This is a genomic window from Rhodoferax sp. (assembly GCF_023701345.1).
Taxonomy (GTDB): domain Bacteria; phylum Pseudomonadota; class Gammaproteobacteria; order Burkholderiales; family Burkholderiaceae_C; genus Rhodoferax.
Genome location: NZ_JAMPXE010000042.1, coordinates 1 through 24711 on the forward strand (window position 1 = coordinate 1; position 24711 = coordinate 24711).

At 60.9% G+C, this 24711-nt stretch carries 21 protein-coding genes; 19 read left to right on the plus strand and 2 right to left on the minus strand.

Annotated elements, in window-relative coordinates:
• From narH to NDI87_RS07845, 14 genes are all read left to right on the plus strand, one after another.
• Window positions 1-1136: nitrate reductase subunit beta (gene narH, locus NDI87_RS07780; protein WP_296274488.1), on the plus strand; the 1136-nt coding region annotated here is incomplete at its 5' end.
• 2 nt (window positions 1137-1138) lie between these two features.
• Window positions 1139-1858, plus strand: coding sequence for a nitrate reductase molybdenum cofactor assembly chaperone (narJ, locus tag NDI87_RS07785; protein ID WP_296274491.1), 720 nt, complete (start codon window positions 1139-1141; stop codon window positions 1856-1858).
• A complete protein-coding gene (gene narI / locus NDI87_RS07790; protein ID WP_296274492.1) occupies window positions 1855-2589 on the plus strand; it encodes a respiratory nitrate reductase subunit gamma in 735 nt (244 codons plus the stop codon). Before narJ ends, narI begins: the two co-directional genes overlap by 4 nt.
• A gap of 10 nt (window positions 2590-2599) precedes the next feature.
• Window positions 2600-3394 (plus strand): peptidylprolyl isomerase, encoded by a 795-nt coding sequence (locus NDI87_RS07795; protein WP_296274494.1) that lies wholly within the window; start codon window positions 2600-2602, stop codon window positions 3392-3394.
• A gap of 11 nt (window positions 3395-3405) precedes the next feature.
• A complete protein-coding gene (locus NDI87_RS07800) occupies window positions 3406-4122 on the plus strand; it encodes a carbonic anhydrase (RefSeq protein WP_296274496.1) in 717 nt (238 codons plus the stop codon).
• Window positions 4119-4523: a ribonucleotide reductase subunit alpha gene (locus tag NDI87_RS07805; RefSeq protein WP_296274497.1), complete on the plus strand. Its 405-nt coding sequence runs from the start codon at window positions 4119-4121 to the stop codon at window positions 4521-4523. The genes NDI87_RS07800 and NDI87_RS07805 overlap by 4 nt, the downstream gene beginning before the upstream one ends.
• Window positions 4524-4525: 2 nt before the next feature.
• Entirely contained in the window at window positions 4526-5230 is a 705-nt protein-coding gene (locus NDI87_RS07810) for a Crp/Fnr family transcriptional regulator (RefSeq protein WP_296274499.1), read from the plus strand.
• Window positions 5231-5308: 78 nt separating this feature from the next.
• Complete coding sequence (locus NDI87_RS07815) at window positions 5309-5608, plus strand: hypothetical protein (RefSeq protein ID WP_296274500.1); 300 nt, start codon at window positions 5309-5311, stop codon at window positions 5606-5608.
• 57 nt (window positions 5609-5665) lie between these two features.
• On the plus strand, window positions 5666-6313 hold the full coding sequence (locus NDI87_RS07820; protein WP_296274501.1) for an ANTAR domain-containing protein: 648 nt from the start codon (window positions 5666-5668) through the stop codon (window positions 6311-6313).
• Window positions 6314-6633: 320 nt separating this feature from the next.
• Window positions 6634-7878, plus strand: coding sequence for a CmpA/NrtA family ABC transporter substrate-binding protein (locus NDI87_RS07825; RefSeq protein ID WP_296274503.1), 1245 nt, complete (start codon window positions 6634-6636; stop codon window positions 7876-7878).
• Window positions 7879-7911: 33 nt separating this feature from the next.
• The gene (gene ntrB / locus NDI87_RS07830) at window positions 7912-8835 is read left to right on the plus strand and encodes a nitrate ABC transporter permease (protein WP_296274505.1); all 924 of its coding nucleotides are present in this window, start codon (window positions 7912-7914) and stop codon (window positions 8833-8835) included.
• 105 nt (window positions 8836-8940) lie between these two features.
• Window positions 8941-9777, plus strand: a complete 837-nt coding sequence (locus NDI87_RS07835) for an ABC transporter ATP-binding protein (protein WP_296274507.1) — start codon at window positions 8941-8943, stop codon at window positions 9775-9777.
• 198 nt (window positions 9778-9975) lie between these two features.
• Window positions 9976-11145 carry a DUF1513 domain-containing protein gene (locus NDI87_RS07840; protein ID WP_296274508.1) on the plus strand — a complete coding sequence of 390 codons (1170 nt, stop codon included), beginning with the start codon at window positions 9976-9978 and terminating at the stop codon, window positions 11143-11145.
• A 348-nt stretch (window positions 11146-11493) separates the two neighbouring features.
• A complete protein-coding gene (locus tag NDI87_RS07845) occupies window positions 11494-12708 on the plus strand; it encodes an MFS transporter (protein ID WP_296274510.1) in 1215 nt (404 codons plus the stop codon).
• Window positions 12709-12758: 50 nt separating this feature from the next.
• Here NDI87_RS07845 and NDI87_RS07850 read toward each other — a convergent pair whose 3' ends face one another.
• Both NDI87_RS07850 and NDI87_RS07855 read right to left on the minus strand, forming a co-directional pair.
• A complete protein-coding gene (locus NDI87_RS07850; RefSeq protein WP_296274512.1) occupies window positions 12759-14513 on the minus strand; it encodes a bifunctional protein-serine/threonine kinase/phosphatase in 1755 nt (584 codons plus the stop codon).
• A gap of 69 nt (window positions 14514-14582) precedes the next feature.
• Window positions 14583-15887 (minus strand): ANTAR domain-containing protein, encoded by a 1305-nt coding sequence (locus tag NDI87_RS07855; protein ID WP_296274513.1) that lies wholly within the window; start codon window positions 15885-15887, stop codon window positions 14583-14585.
• 274 nt (window positions 15888-16161) lie between these two features.
• Between NDI87_RS07855 and nirB the strand changes: the two genes are divergently transcribed.
• From nirB to NDI87_RS07880, 5 genes are all read left to right on the plus strand, one after another.
• Window positions 16162-18606, plus strand: a complete 2445-nt coding sequence (gene nirB / locus NDI87_RS07860; RefSeq protein ID WP_296274515.1) for a nitrite reductase large subunit NirB — start codon at window positions 16162-16164, stop codon at window positions 18604-18606.
• Between the two features lie 14 nt (window positions 18607-18620).
• A complete protein-coding gene (nirD, locus tag NDI87_RS07865) occupies window positions 18621-19004 on the plus strand; it encodes a nitrite reductase small subunit NirD (protein WP_296274523.1) in 384 nt (127 codons plus the stop codon).
• Window positions 19005-19026: 22 nt separating this feature from the next.
• The gene (locus tag NDI87_RS07870) at window positions 19027-21855 is read left to right on the plus strand and encodes a nitrate reductase (protein WP_296274516.1); all 2829 of its coding nucleotides are present in this window, start codon (window positions 19027-19029) and stop codon (window positions 21853-21855) included.
• 192 nt (window positions 21856-22047) lie between these two features.
• A complete protein-coding gene (locus NDI87_RS07875) occupies window positions 22048-23262 on the plus strand; it encodes an NnrS family protein (protein WP_296274518.1) in 1215 nt (404 codons plus the stop codon).
• Between the two features lie 202 nt (window positions 23263-23464).
• On the plus strand, window positions 23465-24711 hold a 1247-nt coding region (locus NDI87_RS07880), incomplete at its 3' end, for an adenosylcobalamin-dependent ribonucleoside-diphosphate reductase (RefSeq protein ID WP_296274521.1).

The window sequence follows — 24711 nt, forward strand, 5'->3', positions numbered from 1 at the left end:
CCGGCAAGCGCATGGAAAAAATCGTCTGGGGCCCGAACTGGGAAGAAATCCTGGGCGGCGAGTTCTCCAAGCGCAGCAAGGACAAGAACTTCGACGACATCCAGAAGGACCTTTACGGCCAGTTCGAAAACACCTTCATGATGTACCTGCCGCGCCTGTGCGAACACTGCCTGAACCCGGCCTGTGTGGCGTCCTGCCCGTCGGGCTCGATCTACAAGCGCGAGGAAGACGGCATTGTGCTGATCGACCAGGACAAGTGCCGCGGCTGGCGCATGTGTATCAGCGGCTGCCCTTACAAGAAGATTTATTACAACTGGAAATCGGGCAAGGCAGAGAAATGCATCTTCTGTTACCCGCGCATTGAAGCCGGTCAGCCCACGGTGTGCTCCGAGACCTGTGTCGGGCGCATTCGTTACCTGGGCGTGCTGCTGTATGACGCCGACCGCATCCAGGAGGCCGCGAGCGTGGAACATGACCGCGACCTGTACCAGGCCCAACTCGACATCTTCCTGGACCCGAACGATCCGAAGGTGATCGAGCAGGCGCGCATTGACGGCATCCCCGACAAATGGATGGAAGCCGCGCGCAACAGCCCGGTCTACAAGATGGCCGTCGAGTGGAAAGTCGCCCTGCCCCTGCACCCCGAGTACCGCACGCTGCCGATGGTCTGGTATGTGCCACCGCTCTCCCCCATCAGCGCCGCCGCCAACGCCGGCAACATTGGCATCAATGGCGAAATCCCCGATGTCAAGCAGCTGCGCATTCCGGTCAAGTACCTGGCCAACCTGCTGACGGCCGGCGACACCTTTCCGGTGGAGCGCGCACTGGAGCGCATGCTCGCCATGCGCGCCTACCAGCGTGGCAAACACGTCGACGGCAAACCCAATATGGCGGCGCTGGAACAGGTGCAGATGAGCACGCTGGAAGTCGAGGAGATGTACCAGGTGATGGCGATTGCCAACTACGAAGACCGCTTTGTCATCCCCAGCACACACCGCGAATACGCCGAAAACACCTTTGACGTGCGCGGTGGCTGCGGCTTCTCGTTCGGCAACGGCTGCTCGGACGGCGCCAGTGAAACCAGCCTGTTTGGTGGCAGCAAGCGGCGTACCATTCCGATCCAGGCGGAGGTCTGACCATGTCTATTTTTTCAACTCCCGTCCCAGCCTCCCTGAGCCTGCGCGTTCTGGCGCGCCTGCTGTCCTACCCCGATGCGCAATTGCGCGGCGACCTCGACGACATGCGTCAGGCCCTGCTGTCAGAAAAAGCCATCGCTAGCGCGCGCCTGGAAGAGCTCAACGCGCTCATCAACGGCCTGGCGCGCGGCAACGCGCTTGACAACGAGGCTGAGTATGTCGAAGTTTTCGACCGCGGTCGCGCCACCTCCCTGCACCTGTTCGAACATGTGCATGGCGATTCGCGCGACCGTGGCCCGGCCATGATCGACCTGGCGCAGACCTACGAAAAAGCCGGCTTGTACCTCGGCCCCGATGAAATGCCGGACTACCTGCCGGTGGTGCTTGAATTTGTCTCGACCCAGCCCCCCAAGGAGGCGCGCGCCTTCCTTAGCGAGATGGCGCACATTTTCAATGCCATTTTCAACGCCTTGCAACAGCGCAGCAGCCCTTACGCCAGTGTCCTTGGCGCGCTGCTGGAGCTCAGCGGCGAAAAAGCCCATCCGGTCAAGATCGTGGCCGATGAGCCGCTTGACACCAGCTGGGAAGAACCGTTGGTGTTTGATGGTTGCTCCGTCAAGGGACAGACCAAACCGGACCAACCCCAACCCATTCATTTTGTTAAAACCGATGCGGCAAAACCCCGTCAAAGCGCGACCGCAACTGCTGGAGTCCCACTATGAACACCCTTGACTACATCCTGTTTGGCGTGTACCCCTACATCGCTTTTGCCGTTTTCCTGCTCGGCAGCCTGATCCGCTTTGACCGCGACCAGTACACCTGGAAAAGCGACTCGTCGCAGATGCTGAAAATGGGCCAACTGCGCTGGGGCAGCAACCTGTTTCACATTGGTGTGCTGTTCCTGTTCTTTGGTCACACCATGGGCATGCTGACGCCGCACTTTGTCTATGAGCGCTTCATCAGCGCCGGTGACAAACAACTCATGGCCATGATCAGCGGCGGCATTGCGGGCTTGCTGGGCTTCATTGGCGTCACCATCTTGCTGCACCGTCGCCTGACCGAGCCACGCATCCGCATCAATTCCAAAACCAGCGACATCGTGCTGCTGGTTCTGCTCTGGGTGCAACTGGCGCTGGGTCTGGCCACCGTGCCGCTGTCGGGTCAACACCTCGACGGCAGCATGATGATGAAGCTGGCGGGCTGGGCGCAGGCCATTGTCACCTTCCAGCCGGGCGCAGTTGCTTTGCTGGCTGATGCGGGCTTTATCTTCAAGGCGCACATGTTCCTGGGCATGAGCATTTTCTTCATCTTTCCATTCACCCGCCTGGTCCATGTCTGGAGCGGCTTTGCTTCTGTGACTTACCTGATGCGCCCCTACCAGGTGGTGCGGGCCCGGCGCCTGAATGTGCCTGCGGGACAGAATCAGCCGCGCCAGCCCGGCGCTGGTGTTTGAGGTGACGGCCATGCAAACCACTCACCCGACCGAGACCCCGGTGGCGAACATCAATGGCGTTGCACTGCATAACGCCGGTGATGTCTTGACTGCGGACGAATTGCGCCAGCGCGCTTACGCCGAATTGCTGCGTCAGGCCGCCATTCAAAAGGGCCTGCTGGACACCAGTGACGCTGCCAACACCGACGGTGTTGCCAGCGAGGCGGCATCCATCGCCATCGAGACCTTGCTGGACCAGGAACTGCTCGTTCCCGAGCCGTCCGAGGAGGCCTGCCGTCGCCACCATGCGGCCAACCAGGCAAGCCACTACACCACGGGCGAACGCGTTCATGTGCGCCACATTCTGTTTGCAGTCACACCCGGGGTGGACCTGAACGCCCTGCGCAAGCAGGCCGAAGGCACGCTGCTCAATGTGCGCTGCTTTGACAGCAACAACACTGACGACGCGTTTGCCAAGGCTGCCAAGACCTTGTCCAACTGTCCCAGCGGCGCCGAGGGTGGCCAACTGGGCTGGTTGACCACGACCCACTGCGCCCCCGAGTTTGCCAAGGAGCTGTTTGGCCATGCCGAAGTGGGTGTGCTGCCACGTCTGGTGCACAGCCGTTTCGGCCTGCATGTGGTGGAGGTCATGGGGCGTGAGGCCGGTGTGGCCCAAGCCTTTGACTCGGTCCACGGCGCGGTGCGCATGACGCTGAAACAGCAGACCTTTGTGACGGCGCTGCGCCAGTATCTGAGCCTGCTGACTGGAGAAGCGAACGTCCAGGGCGTGGACCTGGAAGCCGCCGACACACCGCTGGTGCAATAGGTTTTTTACAGATGCCCTCTGCTGCAGTGCCTGATGAATTGCTGGCGCGCATCCGGCGCTTTCACGACCACACCTTCCCGGGTGTGCAGGAGCAGTTCCAGACCCTGATTGCAGAGGGCCAGCACCCGACCATTCTTTTCATTGGCTGCTCGGACTCGCGCCTGGTGCCCTACATGCTGACCGGCATGGGCCCGGGCGAACTTTTTTTGGTGCGTAACGTCGGCGCCTTTGTGCCGCCCTATGACGGCTCGGCCGGCTTTCACGGTACCTCGGCCGCCATTGAATTTGCCGTGCTCAACCTCAAGGTGTCGCGCATCGTGGTCTGCGGCCACAGCCACTGCGGTGGTATCCGGGCACTCTACGAAGAGGTGAATCCACAGGCGAAGAACCTTATCGCCTGGCTGGAATTGGGCCGCGAAGCGGTTTTGCCGGTGCAGGTGACTGAGGAGGCACTGCGCCGCACCGAGCAGCGGGCGGTGGTGCTGCAGTTGGAGCGGCTCATGGGCTACCCCATGGTGCGCGCCCAGGTGGAGGCCGGCCAGATGACGCTGCATGGCTGGCACTATGTCATCGAAGATGGTGAAATACATGTTTTTGATGTCAACAGCGGCCAATTCATACCCGCTTCCGTGGCCTCCCACAGCGGCCACGGACCCTATGCTGAGCATTTGTCCGAGCCCTTGTTCAACGAGATCGATTCCGCTTTTAACACCCATGCCACACCATGACCATTACCAACTTTGACGATTTGTTGCAAGTAGCGCGCCAACAAGCGCAGCCGCAGCGCCTGCTGATGGTTTTCACCTGCGCCGAACTGCCCGACGACTGCACGCCTGAACAACGCCGGGAATTTGAAACCGGTGGCGGCGGTGCCCTGGTCCCTGCCATGTGCGCCGACAAGTCACCTGAAGATATCCAGAGCTTTGCGGCACTCAAACTGGAGTCCGGCCAGTTTCAAAGCCAGTGGCATGTGGTGTTTGTGGCCGCCCTGTCTGGCCGGAATAACACCGCGCCCGGCAGCAAGGACATTGAGCAAACGCTTGACCGAATGGTGGAATCCATCAAACTCGGTGCACTTGACAACATGATCGCTTTTGACACATCGGGCAGCGCCATTGCGCTTGAATAGCCATGTCCCTGGCCACCCATTTTTTTGACATGCCACGCTTTCTGGCAACTTCGCCGCTGTTCAGTGGCTTGTCGCCTGATGAGCTGACGCGCATTGCAAAGAGCAGTCAACTCAGAAGTTACGCCAAGGGCGAGATGATATTCAGCCTCGGCGAAGCCTGCGAGGCCTTTCACATCGTGGTCAGCGGACAGGTCAAGCTGTTTGTGGTGTCGCCATCAGGCCAGGAAAAAGTGATTGAAATCATCAGCCCTGGACAAAGTTTTGCCGAGGCACTGGTGTTCCTTAACAAGCCCTACATCCTGAGTGCGCAGGCGCTGGTTGACACGGTGCTCGTGAACGTCAGCAAAAACGGCGTCGTCAGTGAAATCAAGCAGGACCCCCACTTTGCCATGCACATGCTGGCCGGTGTGTCCAGAAGACTGCATAGCCTGGTCCAGGACGTCGAAGCCTATGCCCTGCAAAACGGCATGCAGCGCCTGATCGGCTACTTGCTGCGCGACGTCGAAATGGACGCAGCCACCGGTCAAAAAACCCTGACCGTGTCGCTGCCCGCCAGCAAGGCCACCATCGCTTCGCGCCTGTCGCTCACTCCCGAGTATTTTTCACGCGTGCTGCACGAACTCGAAGCCCAACAACTCATTACCATCGACCGCCGCGAAATCCGGATTCTGGATGTCAAAAAACTGGTAGGTTACGGCGCCCAATAAAGGGGTCGATGTGTCAGATTGACGCGTTCCCACTACACTCTTTGCTGGCAGTGAAGGTATGAACACCAGGAGATGGCCATGACCGATGACACCGTTCAATTAACAGCTGCGGCGCAAGACTACTTTCGCACGCTGGCAGGTTTGAAGTTCCCGCAAGCGCTGGCAGACAAATACCCGCGCATTGCCCAAACGATCTTTGCGCTCAAGGACGACGCCAACCAACTCAGAGCCTGTTTTGCCGCGCTGATCGAAGATGCGCGCGGTGACCGCCAGGGTTTCTCGTTCGATGTCCTGATGGATATCCAGGCCTTGCGCGAAATCATGCTCGGCGACGTCAACCAGTTCGTCGCCGACGACACCACAAAATGGGTGTCCTGACGCCGTTGCAACAGCACACATGAGGCGCACTGGCTTGATTCTTGCGTCTTTTGACGCATGAACCCCAGCCTTCGTATCGTTGTTGTCGCACCCGATCTGGACATTGCTGATCCGGAAGACGCGCAAGCCGTGCGCCAGGCTGATCGCTCGCGCAGCCTGCGCATCGGGCTGCTGGAAAACGGCTTCAACCTGATCGCCAGCCTGCCCGCCGATGTATTTCTGAGCGAGCGCATAGCCCAGTTGCAACCCGACCTGATCATTGTTGATGCCGAAAGCGATGCCCGTGACGCACTCGAGCATGTGGTGATGGCCACGCGCGACGAGCGCCGCCCGATCGTCATGTTCACCAACGACGATGACACCCGGCATGTCAAGGACGCAGTGGCCGCGGGCGTGTCGGCCTATATCGTGGCGGGCCTGTCCGCCGAGCGCATCCGGCCGATTCTGGATGTGGCGCTGGCACGTTTCCAGCACGAACAGGCGCTCCTGCATACCCTGGCCAGCACCCAGAACGAGCGCGACGAGCTCAGCGCCGAGCTCAAGGACCGCAAACTCATCGACCGAGCCAAGGGTCTGCTGATGCAGCGCCAGAACCTGAGCGAAGACGAGGCTTTCAGGAAAATGCGCAAGACCGCGATGGACAAGGGCCTGAAACTCGCCGAGGTGGCGCAACGCATGCTCGACGTGGCCGATTTGCTGGGCTGAATTGGTGCGCTGCACAAATACAGTGCAACCCCGCTCGGATTCAGGGAACGCGTTCTTTCATCTTCCAAGGGAAGGCGACCATTACGCGCAATACTCATCAATTCATAGCACCTCCCTGAATCAAAAAACCTGGCACGCGGATTGCTTATAAGAAAACAAGACCAGCGATGGTCGTTTGACTGAGATCACCCAACGGCGGGTGAAACCAGTCTGATCCGGACAAAGGCGTCCCCACAGGTTCGACACGTGTCACACATGTTGAGCCTTGTGAGGACGCCTTTTTTTGTTAGTTCTGTCACCCACACTTGAAGGAAACTGCCATGACTGATTTTCTGAAACCCAGCCTGAGCCGCCGTGCGGTCCTGCAAACTGCTGCTGTCGGCGCCATTGGCATCAGCCCGGCATTACGCGCCGCCGTCTATGCCGCGGGTTCCGATGCCCCCGAAAAGACCGAGGTCAAGATCGGCTTCATCCCACTGACCGACTGCGCCAGCGTGGTCATGGCCGCAGAACTTGGCCTGGACAAAAAATACGGCGTCAAGATCATTCCCACCAAGGAATCCAGCTGGGCCGGCGTGCGCGACAAACTGGTGAACGGTGAACTGGACTTTGCCCATGTCCTGTACGGCCTGATTTATGGCGTGCACCTGGGTGTCGGTGGCGCCAAAAAGGACATGGCGGTGCTGATGACGCTCAACAACAACGGCCAGGCCATTACCCTGTCCAAGAAGCTGGCCGACAAAGGCGCGGTCGACGGCCCGAGCCTGGCCAGGTTGATGGCCGCCGAGAAGCGCGAATACACCTTTGCCCAGACTTTCCCCACCGGTACCCACGCCATGTGGCTGTATTACTGGATGGCCGCCAATGGCATCAACCCGATGAAAGACGCCAAGGTCATCACCGTGCCGCCGCCCCAGATGGTGGCCAACATGCGGGTCGGCAACATGGATGGCTTCAGCGTGGGCGAACCCTGGAACCACCGTGCCATCATTGACGGCATTGGCGTCACCGCCACCACCTCGCAGGAAGTCTGGAAAGACCATCCTGAAAAGGTGCTGGGCACCACCGGCGACTTTGTCAAAAAATACCCCAACACCGCGCGTGCCGTGACGGCCGCCATTCTGGAAGCCGGCAAGTGGATCGACGCCAGCCTGCAAAATAAAAACAAAATGGCAGAAACCATCGCTGCCAAGTCGTATGTGAACACCAGTGTGGATGCCATCAACCAACGTATTTTGGGGCGCTACCAGAACGGCATGGGCAAGACCTGGGACGACCCCAACCACATGAAGTTTTTTAACGATGGCGCGGTCAACTTCCCTTACCTTTCGGATGGCATGTGGTTCCTGACCCAGCACAAGCGCTGGGGCCTGATCAAAGACCACCCCGACTACCTGGCGGTGGCCAAACAGATCAACCAGATCGACATCTACAAGCAAGCCGCTGCGGCCACCAAGACGCCTGTCCCGAAGGACGTGATGCGCACCAGCAAACTGATGGACGGTGTGGTCTGGGACGGCAAGGACCCGAAGAAATACGCCGACGGCTTCAAGGTCAAGGTCTGAGTCTTCACACCCACTCACTTCAGGAGTCACACCATGGTCAGTGCTGTTTTTAATCCCTCGCTGAAGCACGAAAGTGCCGAAGCGTCCAAAACGCCCGTCATTGCCCCGGCGGCGATCGACAAGGCGCTGGCCGCCACAGTCCCCGAAAAGTCCAATGCACAGAAGCAGTCTTATGACTGGCGCGGCCTGTGGCTGGCCGTGTTGCCACCGCTGTTGGGCTTTGGGCTGCTGATCGGCATCTGGGCGCTGGTCTCCATCAGCACCGCCAGCAGCATCCCGTCGCCCACCGACACCTTCGAACAGGCGATGGTGATCTTCAGCGACCCGTTCTACCGCAACGGCCCCAACGACCAGGGTCTGGGCTGGAACATCCTGATGTCGCTGGAACGTGTGGCGCTGGGCTTCGGCCTGGCCGCTGCGGTCGGTATTCCGGCCGGGTTCGCGATTGGCCGCTTCGAGTTTCTGAGCCGCATGTTCAACCCGCTGATCAGCCTGCTGCGCCCGGTGTCACCCTTGGCCTGGCTGCCGATTGGCCTGCTGGTGTTCAAGGGTGCTGACCCGGCTGCGATTTGGACAATTTTTATCTGCTCGATCTGGCCGATGATCATCAACACCGCGGTGGGTGTGCAGCGCGTGCCGCAGGATTACATGAACGTGGCGCGGGTGCTGAATTTGAGCGAATGGAAAATCGTCACCAAGATCCTGTTCCCCTCGGTGCTGCCCTACATGCTGACCGGTGTGCGCCTGGCCGTGGGTACCGCTTGGCTGGTGATTGTGGCGGCAGAGATGCTGACCGGCGGCGTCGGTATTGGCTTCTGGGTCTGGGACGAGTGGAACAACCTGAACGTCAAGAACATCATCATCGCCATTTTTGTGATCGGCATCGTCGGTCTCATTCTGGAGTACGCATTGATCAAGATCGCGACGGCATTCACGTTCGAGGAAGTCAAGAACTGACCCGTCATTGCGAGGAGCGCAGCGACGCGGCAATCCATGTGTTTTGGATCGCCACGGCCTGCGGCCTCGCGATGACAAGCCATAAACAAATCAAAGGAATTCACCATGAACCCCAACCAGACCAGCAAGTTCATCGACATTGTCGGTGTCGAGCAAACTTTCAAGACCAAAAAGGGGCCGTTCTGCGCATTGCGGGACATCCATCTGACGGTGGCCAAGGGCGAGTTTGTGGCCCTGATCGGCCACTCGGGTTGCGGCAAGTCCACCCTGCTCAATCTGATCGCCGGCCTGACCACACCCACGCAGGGGCATCTGCTGTGCGACAACCGTGAAATTGCCGGTCCCGGCCCGGACCGCGCCGTGGTATTTCAAAACCATTCCCTGCTGCCCTGGCTCACCTGCTTTGAAAACGTTTATCTGGGTGTCGAGCGGGTGTTTGGCGCAGCCAATAGAACCGCAGGCGCCACCAGCGAAAACAAGGCCCAGCTCATGGCACGCACCGATGCCGCCCTGGCGCTGGTGGGGCTGACCCCCGCAGCGCAAAAACGCCCCGGCGAAATCTCGGGTGGCATGAAGCAGCGCGTCGGCATTGCGCGCGCCCTGGCGATGGAACCCAAGGTATTGCTGATGGACGAACCCTTTGGCGCCCTCGACGCCCTGACCCGCGCCAAATTGCAGGATGAACTGCTGGAAATTGTGGCGCGCACCCACAGCACGGTGGTGATGGTGACCCACGATGTGGATGAAGCAGTGCTGCTGTCCGACAAGATCGTGATGATGACCAACGGCCCGGCGGCCACCATTGGCGAGGTGCTCAGCGTCGCCCTGCCGCGCCCACGCAACCGGGTGCAACTGGCCGACAGCCCGCAGTACCTGAAATACCGCAAGGCCGTGATCGACTTTTTGTACACCCGGCAGGTGCATGTGGAGAAGGCCGCCTGACCCAGTGGGGTCAGGGCTTTTACATTTCACGGTCCCCTCCAGTGCTGTCCTCGCTCGCATTGAACCCGCAGCCCTGTGTGCCGGTTTTCTTGAACATCATCCACATTGATATAATGATATTGATTCTCATTTACAAATTTCCAGAAACAATACGACAGGGCACGACGACAGAGGTCCTGAACACCCAACCTGATTACCATGCAGAGACGGCCTTTCCTCCAATCCGCAGCCCTGTTGCTGGGCACTTGTGCCTTGCCCGACCACGCGTTGGCACAATCCGATCCCACCCGCCCCGCCCCAACGGTTAATCCGCTACCCAGCACCCGGCTAGCGGCGGCATGGCGGGTCGAGTCTGTCACAAACAATGCCCCTACCACACGTGACTTTGTCGGCATCCTTCACCTGGACTGGGCGACAAGCCAGGTCCGTATCACCGCCGAGGCGCCGGTGGATGGCCGCGCCCATGGTCTGCTGGCAGAACCCGACGGCGGTTTCCTGGCCGTGTCCAGCCGTCCGGGCCGCTGGCTGCTGCGCTGCGATGCGCAGGGCCAGGTGACACATCGCCTGACCATGGACGATGACACCCCCAACCGCACTCTGGATGGCCATGTGACACCCAGTGCCAATGGCCAATGGCTGTTCACCACGGAAACCAACCGCAGCACAGGCGAAGGCTGGGTCTCGGTGCGCGACCACCGCAATCTGGTGCGGGTCGCACAGTGGCGCACGCACGGCATCGACCCGCACCAATGCCTGACCGACGCCGACGGGACTCTGCTGGTGGCCAATGGTGGCATCCCTCGTACGCCCGACGGCAAGAAACGTGACTTGCACCGCATGGCGCCATCACTTGTGCGCATAGCGCCGGACAACGGCGAACTGCTGGGTCAGTGGCGCCTGGACGACCCGCGCCTGAGCATCCGCCACATGGCTTGGAGCCGACGTGCCGATGCCACGCCCTTGTTGGGCATCGGCCTGCAGGCCGAGCATGACACACCGGAACAACGTCGAGACGCCCCCGTGCTCGCCGTATGGAACGGCGAGACACTGCGCATCCCTACCCGCTCGGCTCTGGGCGGCGGCTATGCAGGCGACATTGCCCCTGGGCCCGGAGGCGGCTTCGTGTTAAGCGGACAGCGGGAGAACCGGGGTGTACTCTGGCACCCGGACGCCCCCAGCGAACTGCTGACCATCGCCGAGTTGCGCGAGGTTTGCGCGCTCAGCTTATGGCCTCTCGAATCGCAACCGGGCGGCGTACTACTCGGCGCAGCGCGGGGCGTGGCGCGCTGGCATCCACGCCATGCCCCGGCCATGCTGGCCTGGCCAGGCGCGCTGTCCCCCGACAACCACTGGGTCGCACTTTCCTGACACCCACCATGCCTGCTGCACCAGCGGTAGGCTAGCCAATGTCCCAGACTGGTGCATGCTCCCCGCCCTGGTGCACCACCGGCATCGTGTCAACCTGAGCGCACAGCAGTGGCGCATCATGCCTCACTCAGCCGGAGCCCCGGTTTGGCACAAGTTTTGCTGTAACAGTTGCGGACGTAACGAAGCGTCCTGACCTGACAAGACACCACAGCTTGGTGCGCACAGCGGCGTGCATGGACGCGCCATACACCAACCCCATCCCCCGAATCAGTGCAAAACTGCATGCCATGGCGGCAGCTCATTGACATTGTTTTTGGGAATTTTCATCCTCTTCAAAGGACACGCATCATGGCGACATTCCGCACCTTTCTCAAATCAGGGCATGCACCTACCCTGTTCGCCTCATTGCTGTACTTCACCTACTGTTGCGGCGTCTGGGTGACCAACGGGGCGATGGCACCGTTTATCAAGGAATCCTTGCAACTTAGCCCGGCCCAGGTCGGCGTGATGCTGTCGGTCCCCATATTTGCCGGCGCCATCATGCGGTTCCCGCTGGGCATCCTGTCGCAGTACATCGGCCGCAAAAACGCCACTCTGGTGGAAATGGGCGGTATTGCGATTGCCATGCTGTTTGGTTACTTTTTTGTCGAGACCTTCAACGACCTGCTCGCCATGGGGGTGCTGCTGGGCATTGCCGGAGCCAGCTTTGGCGTTGCACTGTCACTGGGCTCCGGGTCGTTTCCGGCGCGCTACAAGGGTCTGGCCATGGGCCTGGTGGGCGCGGGCAACGTGGGCACCTCGCTGTCGGCCCTGCTGGCTCCGCTGCTGGCGCAGGCCTTTGGCTGGAAAGCGGTGTATGGCATGGCTGCGATGGGCTTGATCTTGCCCGTGGTGGTGATATTGATCTTTGCCAAGGAACCGGACGATGTCGACAAACACGCCAACTTCCGTGACCACATTGCCTGCCTGTTCGAGAAAGACGGCTGGGGCTTCAGCATCATCTACGCCATCACCTTTGGCGGTTTCATAGGCCTGGCCACCTTTTTGCCGAGTTATTACTACGACCAGTTTGGCGTCACCAAGGTGCAGGCCGGGCAGCTCACCATGCTGGCCGCGTTCACGGGGGCTGCGTTGCGCATTTTTGGTGGCTGGATTTCCGACCACTGGGGCGGTATCAACACCTTGACCACGGTGCTGGTGATCATTACCTTGTCGCTGGTGCTGTGTGCCTTCAGCGGAGGATCACTGGTGGCCACCACCCTGCTACTGATGGTGTGTTTTGCCGCCCTGGGCGCGGGCAACGGCGCCCTGTTTCAGCTGGTACCGCTGCGCTGGCCGCTGACCACGGCGGTGGCGGGCTCCATGATTGGTGAAATCGGCGCCCTGGGTGGTGGACTGGTGCCCAATGTCATGGGCCTGTCCAAACAATACGCGGGCACCTATATGTGGGGTTTCCTGCTGTTTGCCGTGTTGACGATGGGCGTGCTGGCCATGATGCGCACCATGCAGATTCGCTGGACCCGAACCTGGGCTGAAAAAGGCGGGAGAGCACGCAGTGCGTGAATGCTTCCAAACAAATAGCTGCCAACGTCTCATTCACAAGAATCTTTGGTCTATTTCGGCAGAAACAACAGCCACACCACCAGCATCAGGTTGAAGATCAGACTCAGACCCAGCGCCAACTTCCAGGCTGCCGTGGGATTGCGCTGCAACAGCGGTGTGTTTGAGGGCACCGTGAGCGGGCGCGCCGCACCGCGGTCCAGCGCCAACAGGAATTCTTCGGCCGTCTCAAATCGCAGGCGATGGTCCCGCGCCACCGCCTTGCGTGCAATGTGATCCAGCCAGATCGGCACCTCGGGGTTGAGCCGGCTGGGTGCGATGGGGTCGCGGTAGTAGCGCCCGCTTTGGTAAGGCACCACCTCGCCATAGGGCAGCTTGCCACCGGTCAACAACTGGTACAGCGTCACCCCCAGCGCAAACAGGTCGCTTTGCGCGGTGGGCGGCTCGGGCGGCGTATCGGTCATGCCGCCACCGATCTTGACGGAAAAACCCCACTGCTCGGGATTGATGTAGCTCGGTGTGCCGGCATGCAGCAGGCGCGTGGCTTCGGGCTCACGCCCGCTCAGGGCAACCCCCAGGTCGAGCAAACGCAACACCCCGTCTTCCCCTTGGTGCAGATTGGCGGGCTTGACATCACGGTGAATCACATTCTGCCGATGCAGCCGGCCCAGCGCGCGCGCCGCCTGCGTGGCAACGCTGATGATCTGGGGCAAACTGAAACGGTGGTGACGGTCCAGCATTTGCTGCAAGGTTTCGCCCCCATGCCAGTCGTACAAAATGTAGAAGCCACTGGGCGTGGGTGACACGGCCGGCCCCTGCGACAGCGCCACCAGATGGTCCGATGCGCGGCTGGACTGCATGCGTTTGGCCAGCCACGCTTCGTGCGCCAGCATGGCCCGCTCCTGCGGATCGTGGGCGCGCTGGGGATGCAGGGTTTTGAGCGCATGCAGAGACTGGGTGGCCGGGTGGCGCACCTGGTACACCACGTTGATGCCGTTGTCGGCCACCTGAGCGGTCACCACCAGCCCGTCCACCACGTCGCCCACCTTGAGGCGGGGCAGTGTGGGCAATTGCCGGGCCTGGCGATTTTCATCCTCCAGCGTCACGTCTGAGAGCCCCAGCACCCGCAACACCAGGGCCGACACGTTGTCCTGACTCCCCTTCTGCAAGGCCTGTGCAATCAGTGCCTCACTCATGGCCCGGGAATCCGGCAACGCAGCCAACTGTGCCAGTTCCTTGGCCGGCACCAGGTTGTGCACGCCATCGGTCAGCAACACAAACACGTCGCCGACCTGCACATCGCCCTGGCTGTAGTCCACCACCAGGCGGTCATCCAGCCCCACCGCACGCAGCAACTGGTGCTGAAAATCGAGATGATTGACCACGTGGTCAGTGGTGAGTTGCAACACCTCATTGGCACGCAGCAAATAGGCGCGGCTGTCGCCGACATGTGCCAGTGCATAGGATTGCCCGCGCAGCACCAGGGCCGTGAGTGTGGTCAAACCGATCACCGGGGCGCGCCGCCGGTTGATACCCGCCAGCCAGGTGTTCTGCGCCCCAATGACGCGATCCAGCGCCACAGTGGTATCCCAGGTTTCGGGCGTGCCATAGTAGTCACGCACCAGGCTGGTCACCGTGGTTTGCGCCGCCTCGCGCCCCATGCCACCCTGGCTCACACCATCGGCTATGGCCGCAATGGCCCCCATGGCCTCGCTTCCGGCATCGGGTAACATGGCCGCGACGAAGTCTTCGTTGACGTCCTTTTTGCCCGCCTGTGAGGCAAAGCCAATGTCTATTTCAAATGCCATGCACCACAACACGCAAATTCAGTGCCCAACATTGGTGCAAGGCAACAAATACGGGCATACCGCGGTCTTTCAACTGCCAACCAGCATCTGCATGCTGCGCTCGTAGTGAGTTGACAAGCGCTCAAACACGTCGAGCAGGTTTTCACTGGCCAATGCCAACTTCTGGGCACGTTCCGCCCGCTCTGGCGTGCCGGTTCCGCCTTTGACCAGCGTCAGCATTTCCAGCCAGCCAATGCCGGCAGCCTGCAGTGCAGCTTGAATCTCAGGTGTGCTCAGGGGAAGACTGTTGAGGTAGGTCAGTGCCTGCTCAAAGGCCGCCCGCGACTCGGCCATGCCCGCTTCGCTGCGTTGCAACAGCATGGTGTCGCCCAGCATGCTCAGAACCGCGTATTTGGCAAAGCGCTGCGACAGCATGCGCTGGCGGCCGGCCATATTGAGAACACGCAGTGGGGGGGCCAGGCCAGCACTCTCCAACTGGGTGGTCAAGCGCTCAGCGCCCTGCAGCAGTTGTTCTGCAAGCTCATCCATCGACACCAACGCAGCAGCAGACTGGTCCACCGCACCACTCCCCTGCAGCACCCGCTTCAGCCGGGCCCAGGTCGGCACCAACTGCCCCAGCAGATCGCCATAGGTTGCCTGCGACAGGCTCTTGCCCAAGTGCGCCAGATGGGCATTCATACGCTGCACCGACTCCTGGGACAGACCGACGCACTGCGCCGCCTGCGCGCCGGCCAATGGCAGCGCATACAACTTGACCAAACGCTGCGACAACATGCGCAACTGCCCGCAACGGTTCACATCTTCTGCGAATTTGGCGGAATGAATGATGTGCTGCGACACCTGACCGAGCCGCTGGTTGGTGTGCATGGATGTCGTTCGCAGGAACTGGAAGGCATCGTCATCCGACACCTGCTGCGTTCGCATGAGAATGCCCTTGGCACGGTCTACCAGTTTGCGTTCATCAAAACGGGTGGCCAACTCCTGCAAGGCACGTCGCTGCGCGGCCTCGTGCCGGAACCGGACCTGCGCCAGGTGAATCAGCGATCGCAGGCGATGGGCGCCATAACCGTTCACCACATAGGCGTGGACACCTGACTCAATGGCGCGAACCATGAGGCCCGCGTCTGCATCATTGGTAAAGAGCAAGACAGCGCAGGGAGCCGTTTCGGCAATGGCCAGGATCGCCTTGAACAATGCATCACCCGGGTGCACTTCATCACAAATCACCAGGTCTGGTGCATGACGCACCACGTCCTGCACCAGTTTGTTGCGATCTCCCGCAATGCCCAGCACTTGAATGCCTGCGGCCTCCAGATCTGCCACCAGCGGCAGCGCGCCCTTTGAACCGTGAACATGTATCAATGCAGAAGTCATAAATATTGAAGTGAGAAAAAACACGATTCCGATGCCAATTACACACCAGTGGCAGACCCTGCTCGGTCATGCACGAAAATATCCAATCATATGGCATGGGTCTTGCATATTCTTCATCGGACGTAGCGAAGCGTCCACGACCTTAGCGATTTCACTGCGGGTTCTGCATACAACGACGTATGCGACGGTGTGCCTTGTATCGGCTCAATATTTCCCTTCCTTTTGCATGCGGCATGACCGCTGTCAAAGTTTATCGATATCTGGAGTGGTCGCAATGAAGAAATCAAAATTGGTAATGGTCGGCAACGGCATGGCTGGTGTCCGTACGCTGGAAGAGCTGCTCAAAATCGCGCCTGAGCTGTATGACATCACCGTCTTTGGCGCCGAGCCACACCCCAACTACAACCGCATTCTGCTCAGCCCGGTGCTGGCCGGTGAACAGACAATCGATGAGATTGTGCTGAATCCCTTCGAGTGGTACTCCGACAACCACATCACCCTGCATGCAGGCTGGCGCGTCACCTCGGTGGACCGGGTCAAGCGCCTGGTTCATGCCGAGAACGCCGCCGGTGAGACCATCAGCACCGAATACGACCGCCTGCTGTTGTGCACCGGCTCCAACCCCTTCATGCTGCCGGTGCCCGGCAAGGACCTGAAGGGCGTGATTGCCTACCGCGACATTGCTGATACCCAGGCCATGATCGATGCCGCCACGCAGTACAAGCATGCAGTGGTGATTGGTGGTGGCCTGCTGGGCCTGGAAGCCGCCAACGGCCTGATGCGCCGCGGCATGACGGTCAGCGTGGTGCATGTGATGCCGACACTGATGGAGCGTCAACTTGATGTGGTGGCGGGCAAGCTGCTGCAAAAATCGCTCGAAGAACGCGGCCTGAGCTTCCTGATGGGTGCGCAAACCCAGGAGCTGGTGGGCGCACCGGATGGCCGGGTCACCGCGATCAAATTCAAGGATGGCACCGAGGTGCCTGCCGACTTGGTGGTGATGGCCGTCGGTATACGTCCCAACGTGGAACTGGCCCAGTCCATGCGCCTGCATTGTGACAAGGGCATTGTGGTCAACGACACCCTGCAAACCATCACCGACGCGCGCATTTACAGCGTCGGTGAATGCGCCGCCCACCGTGGCACCGCCTACGGTCTGGTGGCGCCACTGTTCGAACAGGCCAAGGTGGCGGCCAACCACCTGGCGCAATTTGGCATTGGCCGTTATGTCGGGTCCCTCACCTCGACCAAGCTCAAGGTCACCGGCATTGACCTTTTTTCAGCCGGCAATTTTGCCGGCGGCGAAGGCTGTGAGGAAATCATCATGAGCGACCCCAAAGGCGGGGTCTATAAAAAGCTGGTACTGAAAGACGACAAGCTGGTGGGCGCTTGCCTGTACGGCGACACGGTTGATGGCAGTTGGTACTTCAAGCTGCTGCGTGACGGCCGCAGCGTGCACGACATCCGTGACAAGCTGATGTTCGGCGAATCCAATATCGGCGACACCGGCCACGAGGGCCACAACAAAGCCGCTGCCATGAAAGACAGCGATGAAGTCTGCGGCTGCAACGGCGTCAACAAAGGCACGATCTGCAAGGTCATCAAGGAAAAAGGGCTGTTCACACTGGACGAGGTACGCAAACACACCAAGGCCAGCGCCTCCTGCGGTTCCTGCACCGGGCTGGTCGAGCAGTTGCTGATGTTCACCGCCGGTGGCGACTATTCGGCCACACCCAAAACCAAGGCCATGTGCAGTTGCACCGAGCACGGCCATCAAGCGGTTCGCGATGCCATCAAGACCAACAAACTGCTCAAGATTGCCGACGTCTTCACCTTTCTGGAGTGGAAAACACCCAACGGTTGCGCGAGCTGCCGCCCGGCCGTCAACTACTACCTGATCAGCACCTGGCCCAAGCAGGCCAAGGACGATCCACAAAGCCGTTTCATCAATGAGCGTTCACACGCCAACATCCAGAAGGACGGCACCTACAGCGTGATCCCGCGCATGTGGGGAGGCGAAACCACGGCCAGCGAACTGCGCCGCATTGCCGATGTGGTGGACAAGTACAAGATTCCGACCGTCAAGGTCACCGGCGGCCAGCGCATCGACCTGCTGGGTGTGAAGAAGGAAGACCTGCAGGCGGTCTGGAAAGACATCGGCATGCCTTCCGGTCACGCCTACGCCAAGGCGCTGCGCACCGTCAAGACCTGTGTCGGCAGTGAGTGGTGCCGCATGGGCACGCAGGACAGCACCCAGATGGGCAAGGACCTGGAACGCGCCATGTGGCGCATGTACGCGCCACACAAGGTCAAGTTCGCCGTTTCAGGCTGCCCGCGCAACTGCGCCGAGGCCGGTATCAAGGATGTCGGCATCATCGGTGTCGACAGCGGCTGGGAAATGTATGTGGCCGGCAACGGCGGCATCAAGACCGAAGTGGCGCATTTTCTGGTCAAGGTCAAGACCGCCGCCGAGGTGCTGGAATACACCGGCGCCTTCTGCGAGCTGTACCGCACCGAGGGCTGGTACCTTGAGCGCACCGTGCATTACGTCAACCGTGTCGGCCTCGACTATGTGAAGAAACGCATTGTCGAAGACCACACGGGTCGCAAAGAACTGTGGGAAAACCTGCAATTCGCCCTTGACGGCGAGCCCGACCCCTGGTTTGAATTTGACAAGGCCGCAGTCGACACCCGCCAGTTTGAAGCTCTGAGCGTTTAAGGAAATACAAAATGATGAATGAATGGACCCCCATCTGCCGCATCGACGAGATCCCGGTGCTGGGCTCGCGCCGTGTGGCACGCCCCCAAGGGCTGGACGTGGCGGTATTTCGCAATGACAAGGACGAGGTGTTTGCCCTGCTCGACCGCTGTCCCCACAAAGGCGGGCCCCTAAGCCAGGGCATCGTGTTTGGCACCAGTGTGGCCTGCCCCTTGCACAACTGGACGATTGGCCTGTGCACCGGCCAGGCCGCTGCCCCCGATAAAGGCTGCACGCCGCGCTTCGAGGTCAAGTGCACCGAGGGGCAAGTGTTCCTGCGGTCCGACGAGTTGGCCAGCCACGCCACCGAGCAAACACGCCCGGTGGCCGGCCCGGCACGCCGTACGGCCTGCGCCTGAGACCAACTGCCCAAAGGCTCCCATGACCGAAACTCGCTCCACCTGTCCTTATTGCGGCGTAGGCTGTGGCGTGATCATTGAGTCTCGCGGCAGCCAGATCACCGGGGTGCGTGGCGACCCGGACCACCCCGCCAACTTTGGGCGCCTGTGCACCAAAGGGTCCAGCCTGCACCTCACGGCCAGTGCCGACATCACAGCCCAGGCACGCCTGTTTTACCCCATGCTGCGCAGCCAGCGTGGTGCCCCGGCGCAACGTACCGAGTGGGACAGCGCGCTCGATCTGGCAGCCAGCCGTTTTGCCGGCATCATCCAGCAACACGGCCCGGATGCCGTGGGTTTTTATATCTCGGGCCAACTGCTGACCGAAGACTATTACGTTTTCAACAAGCTCGCCAAGGGCCTGATCGGCAGCAACAACATCGACAGCAATTCGCGCCTGTGCATGAGCAGCGCCGTGGCGGGCTACAAGCAGAGCCTCGGCGTGGACGCGCCACCCGCGTGTTATGACGACTTCAACCACGCCAGCACGATTTTCATCACCGGCAGCAACACCGCCTATGCCCACCCGATTCTGTTCAGGCGCATCGAAGACGCCCGCCGCGCCAATCCGGCACTGAAGATCGTGGTAGTCGACCCGCGGCGCACCGACACCGCCGACATGGCCGACCTGTTTCTGCAGATTCAACCCGGCACCGATGTCATGTTGCACCACGGCATGCTGCACCTGATGCTGTGGGAAGGCTGGCTGGACGAGGCCTTCATGGCGGCCCACACCAGCGGCTTCGAGGCACTCAAAACCGGGGTTCGCGACTGCACACCCGACCTGGTGGCGCGCACCTGCGGCATCAGCCAGGAAGCGCTATTGCAGGCCACACGCCTGTTTGCGGGCGTATCAGCCAGCGGCCAAGCCCGCAAGCCCACGTTGAGTTTGTACTGCCAGGGCTTGAACCAGTCCAGCAGCGGCACCGCCAAAAACACGTCACTCATCAACCTGCATCTGGCCACCGGACAAATCGGCAAACCAGGTGCCGGACCGTTTTCCCTGACCGGTCAGCCCAACGCCATGGGCGGCCGCGAGGTCGGCGGCATGTCCAATCTGCTCAGTGGCCACCGCGACTTGGGCAAGGCGGCCGATCGCGCTGAAATTGCCGCGCTCTGGGGCCTGCCCAGTGTGCCGGAGCAGCCCGGAAAAACAGCCGTGGAGATGTTCCAAGCGACCGCCGATGGTGAAATCAAGGCCCTGTGGATTGCCTGCACCAACCCGGCGCAATCCATGCCCAACCAGACCCTGGTACGGCGGGCGCTGGAACGCGCCGAGTTCGTGGTGGTGCAGGAAGCCTATGCCGGCACCGCCACCTGTGCGTATGCCGACCTGCTGCTGCCGGCCAGCACCTGGGGTGAAAAAGAAGGCACGGTGACCAACAGCGAACGCCGTATCAGCCGGGTGCGCGCTGCCGTCCAGCCCGCGGGTGAATCCCGCCCTGACTGGCACATTGCCACCGGCTTTGCGCAGCGCCTCGAAGTGTTGCTGAAGCGGCAACGAGCGCCGACCCATTTGGGTGTCACGACCCTCTTTCCCTACAGCACGCCGGAAGCCATCTGGCTTGAGCACCGCGAATCCACCCGCGGCCGCGACCTCGACATCAGTGGCATGAGTTACGCCCTGCTGGAACAGGCACCCCGGCAATGGCCCATGGCGGAAGGCCAGGCCGATGGCCAGGCACGGCTTTATGAGGACGGCATTTTCCCCACCGCTGACGGCAAGGCGCGTTTCATCAGCGTGGCCTACCAGCCTGTCGCCGAGCCGCGCAGCGCGCGTTATCCGTTTGCGCTCACCACCGGCCGCCTGCGTGACCAATGGCACGGCATGAGCCGCACCGGCACACTGGGCCATTTGTTTGGCCATGTGAGCGAACCCTCGGTGCAACTGCACCCGCAGGACATGGCGCAGCGCCAGCTCAAGGACGGTGACCTGGTCCACCTCACCAGTGCCCGTGGCTCGGTGCTGGTGCCAGTCCAGGCCAGCCGGGAAGTCGGCTTGAACCAGGCTTTCATGGCGATGCACTGGGGCGAAGAATTCCTGAGCGGCCAAAGCGCCCAGGGCGAACGCCTGGCGGGCGTCAATGCACTGACCAGCGGCGTTTTTTGCCCCGACTCCAGGCAGCCCGAGTTCAAACACACGCCCGTCAAAATCCTCAAGGCCGAGATGCCCTGGCACCTGCTGGCGGTGGCCTGGCTGCCTGCATCGCAGGGCGTCGCGGCCCGGTGTGCGCTACAGGGCCTGATGGCGCAATTTGACTTTGCCACCTGTGTCCCGTTTTCCAGCGCGACCGGCAACGCTCAGGGCGAGCGCAGCGGCGTGCTGTTTCGCGCCGCACGCCATGCCGCCCCTGAACCCGGCCTGCTGGCACAGATCGAACAATTGCTGCAACTCCAGGGCCCGGAAGTGCTGCGCTATTCAGATGCCAGACGTGGCCAGCGCCGTGCAGCCCGGCTCATCGAGAGCGAAACACAAACGACCCTGGTGGGCTTTTTGCTGGCAGGCGATATCAGCGCCCAGAGCTGGATCACCACCCTGCTCAAGGAATCACTGCCGGCCCATTCCTATGGCCGGGCGCTGCTGATTCCCGGTGCCACGCCGCCCGTGCCGGTGCTGTCACGCGGGCAGCAGGTCTGCGCCTGCTTCAACGTGACCGATCTCGCCATTGAGGAACATCTGGCACACAGCACAGCAGCACCTGCGCAACGCCTGGTTTCACTGCAAGACAGCCTGAAATGCGGCACCAACTGCGGCTCCTGCCTGCCGCAGTTGCAGCGCATGCTTGCAAAACATTTGACGACCAGCGCATGAAACACCCCTGAACCCGCGCGTCAGGTCTTGTGGCGACAAGGCAGAGACAAAATCCCCGCACGACTGACGCGTGTTAGACCAGTTTGGTGTAATCAGTGGCGTTTGTCCGCTACTGCCATGAAACCCTCATCCAACCGGTCCACCAACTCCAGTCCAGCGGCTGGCGCACCAGCATGGCGCATTAGCGTGCTCATGCTTGCGCCCCACCGCCTGGCATTTTTTATGGCGGCGCTGATGCTGGCCTTTGCCGCCCTTTGGTGGGCAGCCCAACTCACAGCGCGTGCGCTGCAATGGCCCATCAGCATGGTCATTCCGGCATCTTCCAGCCATGCCCTGCTGATGAGCCTGGGCTACATGCCGCTCTTCTTTTGCGGTTTTCTGTTCACCGCCGGACCCAAGTGGCTGCACTTGCCCGAGGTGTCAGCGCGCAGCTTGCTGCCCGCACTGGCGACCATGTTGACCGGTTGGGTCATTGCCCTGTTTGGTATTTACAGCCATGCCATCACCGCCGCGGCAGGAATGAGTCTGGTGGCCAGTGGCTGGACGGTGCTGAGTTTGAAGTTTGCGCGTATGGTTTATGTCAGTCGCATGAGCGACCGCAGCCACCCCGCACTGGCCTCGGCCGCTTGCCTGATCGGGATGGCAATGCTGTGGCTGGCAGCCCTCGCGCTGGCGTTTGAGTCCCATCAGTGGTTACGCACCGTCGTTCAAATGGCGCTGTGGTGGTTTATTGCCCCGGTTTTTGCCGTGGTGTCGCACCGCATGATTCCATTTTTCAGCGCCAGTGCCATTCCCGCGCTGGACAGCAAGCAACCCCTGTGGTTGTTATGGGTGCTGCTCGGCGGACTTGGTCTGGCGGGCTTGATCAGCGTGGCGGAACTGTGGTGGTGGCCGCAACCCGCCGTGTTGCGCTGGCTGCAGGTGCTGCTGGAAGCACCGGTCGCCTTGCTGCTGCTGTGGCTGGCCATCCGCTGGGGTCTGGTGCAAAGCCTCAAAATTCGCTTGCTGGCCATGCTGCATGGCGGCTTTGTCTGGCTCGGCGTCGCGTTTGCGCTCAATGCCTTGTCGCACGGCCTCATGGCCCGCAGTGGTGATGACGAATCGCTGGGACTGGCACCGCTGCACGCCATGACCATGGGTTATTTGAGTGCCACCATGTTTGCCATGATCACCCGGGTCAGCAGCGGCCATGGCGGGCGCAAGGAGCCAGCCGACAACATCGCCTGGACGCTGTATTGGGTGTTGCAGACGGCGATTGTGCTGCGTGTCGGCGCTGGCCTATGGCCCACTTTTGCCACCTCCCTGACGCTGGCAGCCATCTACGCCTGGTGTCTCGCCATGGTGGCTTGGGCCATGCGTTACGGACGCTGGTTTGGCCAACCGCGACCGGATGGCAGAGCGGGCTGAAGCACCTGAGAATCCCTGCTTGTTAGCGGCATTTGAAACAGCTTTTAAAAAACCAAATACACTACATCTAGATAAATAAATAGGTAAAAACACTAGCTATAGCGTTTTTTTATTTTTACTTAGTTTGTCATTTTTGTTCTGGATCAACGAAACTACAACTTTCGCCCACTACCATGGCGACTCGTTTTTTAGGAAGAATCCCATGTCACAGCACACGACCACACCCATTTTGACCGCGCTGCAGCCCCAGCCCATCAGCGAAGAAGTGCTGATTGAAAAATACAGCAAAGGCACGGAGAAAAGCATTGCCGACGTGAACCAGCGTGTCGCGCGCGCGCTGGCCAAAGTCGAGGCACCCGAACAACAGGCCCAATGGGAGGCCCGGTTTCTTGACACGCTGGAAGCCGGATTTTTGCCGGCCGGGCGTATCCAGTCGGCCGCCGGCACCGATCTCGCCGCCACCCTCATCAATTGTTTTGTGCAGCCCGTGGGCGACTCGATTGCCCACGTCGAAGACGGCCACCCGGGCATCTACACGGCGCTCACCGAAGCGGCTGAAACCATGCGCCGTGGCGGCGGTGTGGGTTATGACTTTTCCCGCATCCGCCCGCGCGGCGCCTGGGTCGGCAGCACACAAAGCAGTGCGTCCGGGCCGGTGAGCTACATGCGTGTGTTTGACCGCTCGTGTGAAACGGTCGAGTCCGCCGGCGCCCGGCGCGGCGCCCAGATGGGCGTGCTGCGCTGCGACCACCCTGACATCGAGGAGTTCATCCACGCCAAGGACCAGGGTGACCTGAAAAATTTCAACATCTCGGTCGGCGTTTCCGACGAATTCATGAACGCCGTGCAAGCCGATGACGAATTTTCCCTGGTCCACAAAGCCGAGCCCGGTACGGCCCAAAAGGACGCCGGAGCCTACCTTGACCAGGACCTTGGCATCTGGGTTTATCGCAAGCTCAAGGCCCGCGCCCTGTGGGACCAGATCATGCGCTCCACCTACGACCACGCCGAACCCGGCGTGCTGTTCCTGGACCAGATGAACCGCGACAACAACCTGTCGTATTGTGAAACCATCGCCAGCACCAATCCCTGCGCCGAGCAACCGCTGCCCCCTTACGGCTGCTGCTGCCTGGGCTCAATCGACCTGACGCGCTTTATCAGGGATCCGTTCTCTGACAGCGCCAGTTTTGACCGCAAAGCCTTTGCCGAGGTCGCCCGGGTGGCGGTGCGCATGCTCGACAACGTGCTGGACGCCACTGTCTGGCCGCTGCCGCAACAGCAAGCCGAGGCAGCTTCCAAGCGCCGTGTCGGCCTGGGCTATACCGGGCTGGGCGATGCGCTGGTGATGCTCAATCTGCGCTACGACACCCCCGCCGCGCGCGACATGGCACGGCATATTTCAGAGCTGCTGCGTGACACCGCCTACCAGGCATCGAGCGAGCTGGCGCA

Bases quoted from the DNA above. Each gene is read 5' to 3' on its own strand.
- narJ (WP_296274491.1), top strand. From the start codon at position 1,139: ATGTCTATTTTTTCAACTCCCGTCCCAGCCTCCCTGAGCCTGCGCGTT.
- narI (WP_296274492.1), top strand. From the start codon at position 1,855: ATGAACACCCTTGACTACATCCTGTTTGGCGTGTACCCCTACATCGCT.
- NDI87_RS07795 (WP_296274494.1), top strand. From the start codon at position 2,600: ATGCAAACCACTCACCCGACCGAGACCCCGGTGGCGAACATCAATGGC.
- NDI87_RS07800 (WP_296274496.1), top strand. From the start codon at position 3,406: ATGCCCTCTGCTGCAGTGCCTGATGAATTGCTGGCGCGCATCCGGCGC.
- NDI87_RS07805 (WP_296274497.1), top strand. From the start codon at position 4,119: ATGACCATTACCAACTTTGACGATTTGTTGCAAGTAGCGCGCCAACAA.
- NDI87_RS07810 (WP_296274499.1), top strand. From the start codon at position 4,526: ATGTCCCTGGCCACCCATTTTTTTGACATGCCACGCTTTCTGGCAACT.
- NDI87_RS07815 (WP_296274500.1), top strand. From the start codon at position 5,309: ATGACCGATGACACCGTTCAATTAACAGCTGCGGCGCAAGACTACTTT.
- NDI87_RS07820 (WP_296274501.1), top strand. From the start codon at position 5,666: ATGAACCCCAGCCTTCGTATCGTTGTTGTCGCACCCGATCTGGACATT.
- NDI87_RS07825 (WP_296274503.1), top strand. From the start codon at position 6,634: ATGACTGATTTTCTGAAACCCAGCCTGAGCCGCCGTGCGGTCCTGCAA.
- ntrB (WP_296274505.1), top strand. From the start codon at position 7,912: ATGGTCAGTGCTGTTTTTAATCCCTCGCTGAAGCACGAAAGTGCCGAA.
- NDI87_RS07835 (WP_296274507.1), top strand. From the start codon at position 8,941: ATGAACCCCAACCAGACCAGCAAGTTCATCGACATTGTCGGTGTCGAG.
- NDI87_RS07840 (WP_296274508.1), top strand. From the start codon at position 9,976: ATGCAGAGACGGCCTTTCCTCCAATCCGCAGCCCTGTTGCTGGGCACT.
- NDI87_RS07845 (WP_296274510.1), top strand. From the start codon at position 11,494: ATGGCGACATTCCGCACCTTTCTCAAATCAGGGCATGCACCTACCCTG.
- NDI87_RS07850 (WP_296274512.1), bottom strand. From the start codon at position 14,513: ATGGCATTTGAAATAGACATTGGCTTTGCCTCACAGGCGGGCAAAAAG.
- NDI87_RS07855 (WP_296274513.1), bottom strand. From the start codon at position 15,887: ATGACTTCTGCATTGATACATGTTCACGGTTCAAAGGGCGCGCTGCCG.
- nirB (WP_296274515.1), top strand. From the start codon at position 16,162: ATGAAGAAATCAAAATTGGTAATGGTCGGCAACGGCATGGCTGGTGTC.
- nirD (WP_296274523.1), top strand. From the start codon at position 18,621: ATGAATGAATGGACCCCCATCTGCCGCATCGACGAGATCCCGGTGCTG.
- NDI87_RS07870 (WP_296274516.1), top strand. From the start codon at position 19,027: ATGACCGAAACTCGCTCCACCTGTCCTTATTGCGGCGTAGGCTGTGGC.
- NDI87_RS07875 (WP_296274518.1), top strand. From the start codon at position 22,048: ATGCTTGCGCCCCACCGCCTGGCATTTTTTATGGCGGCGCTGATGCTG.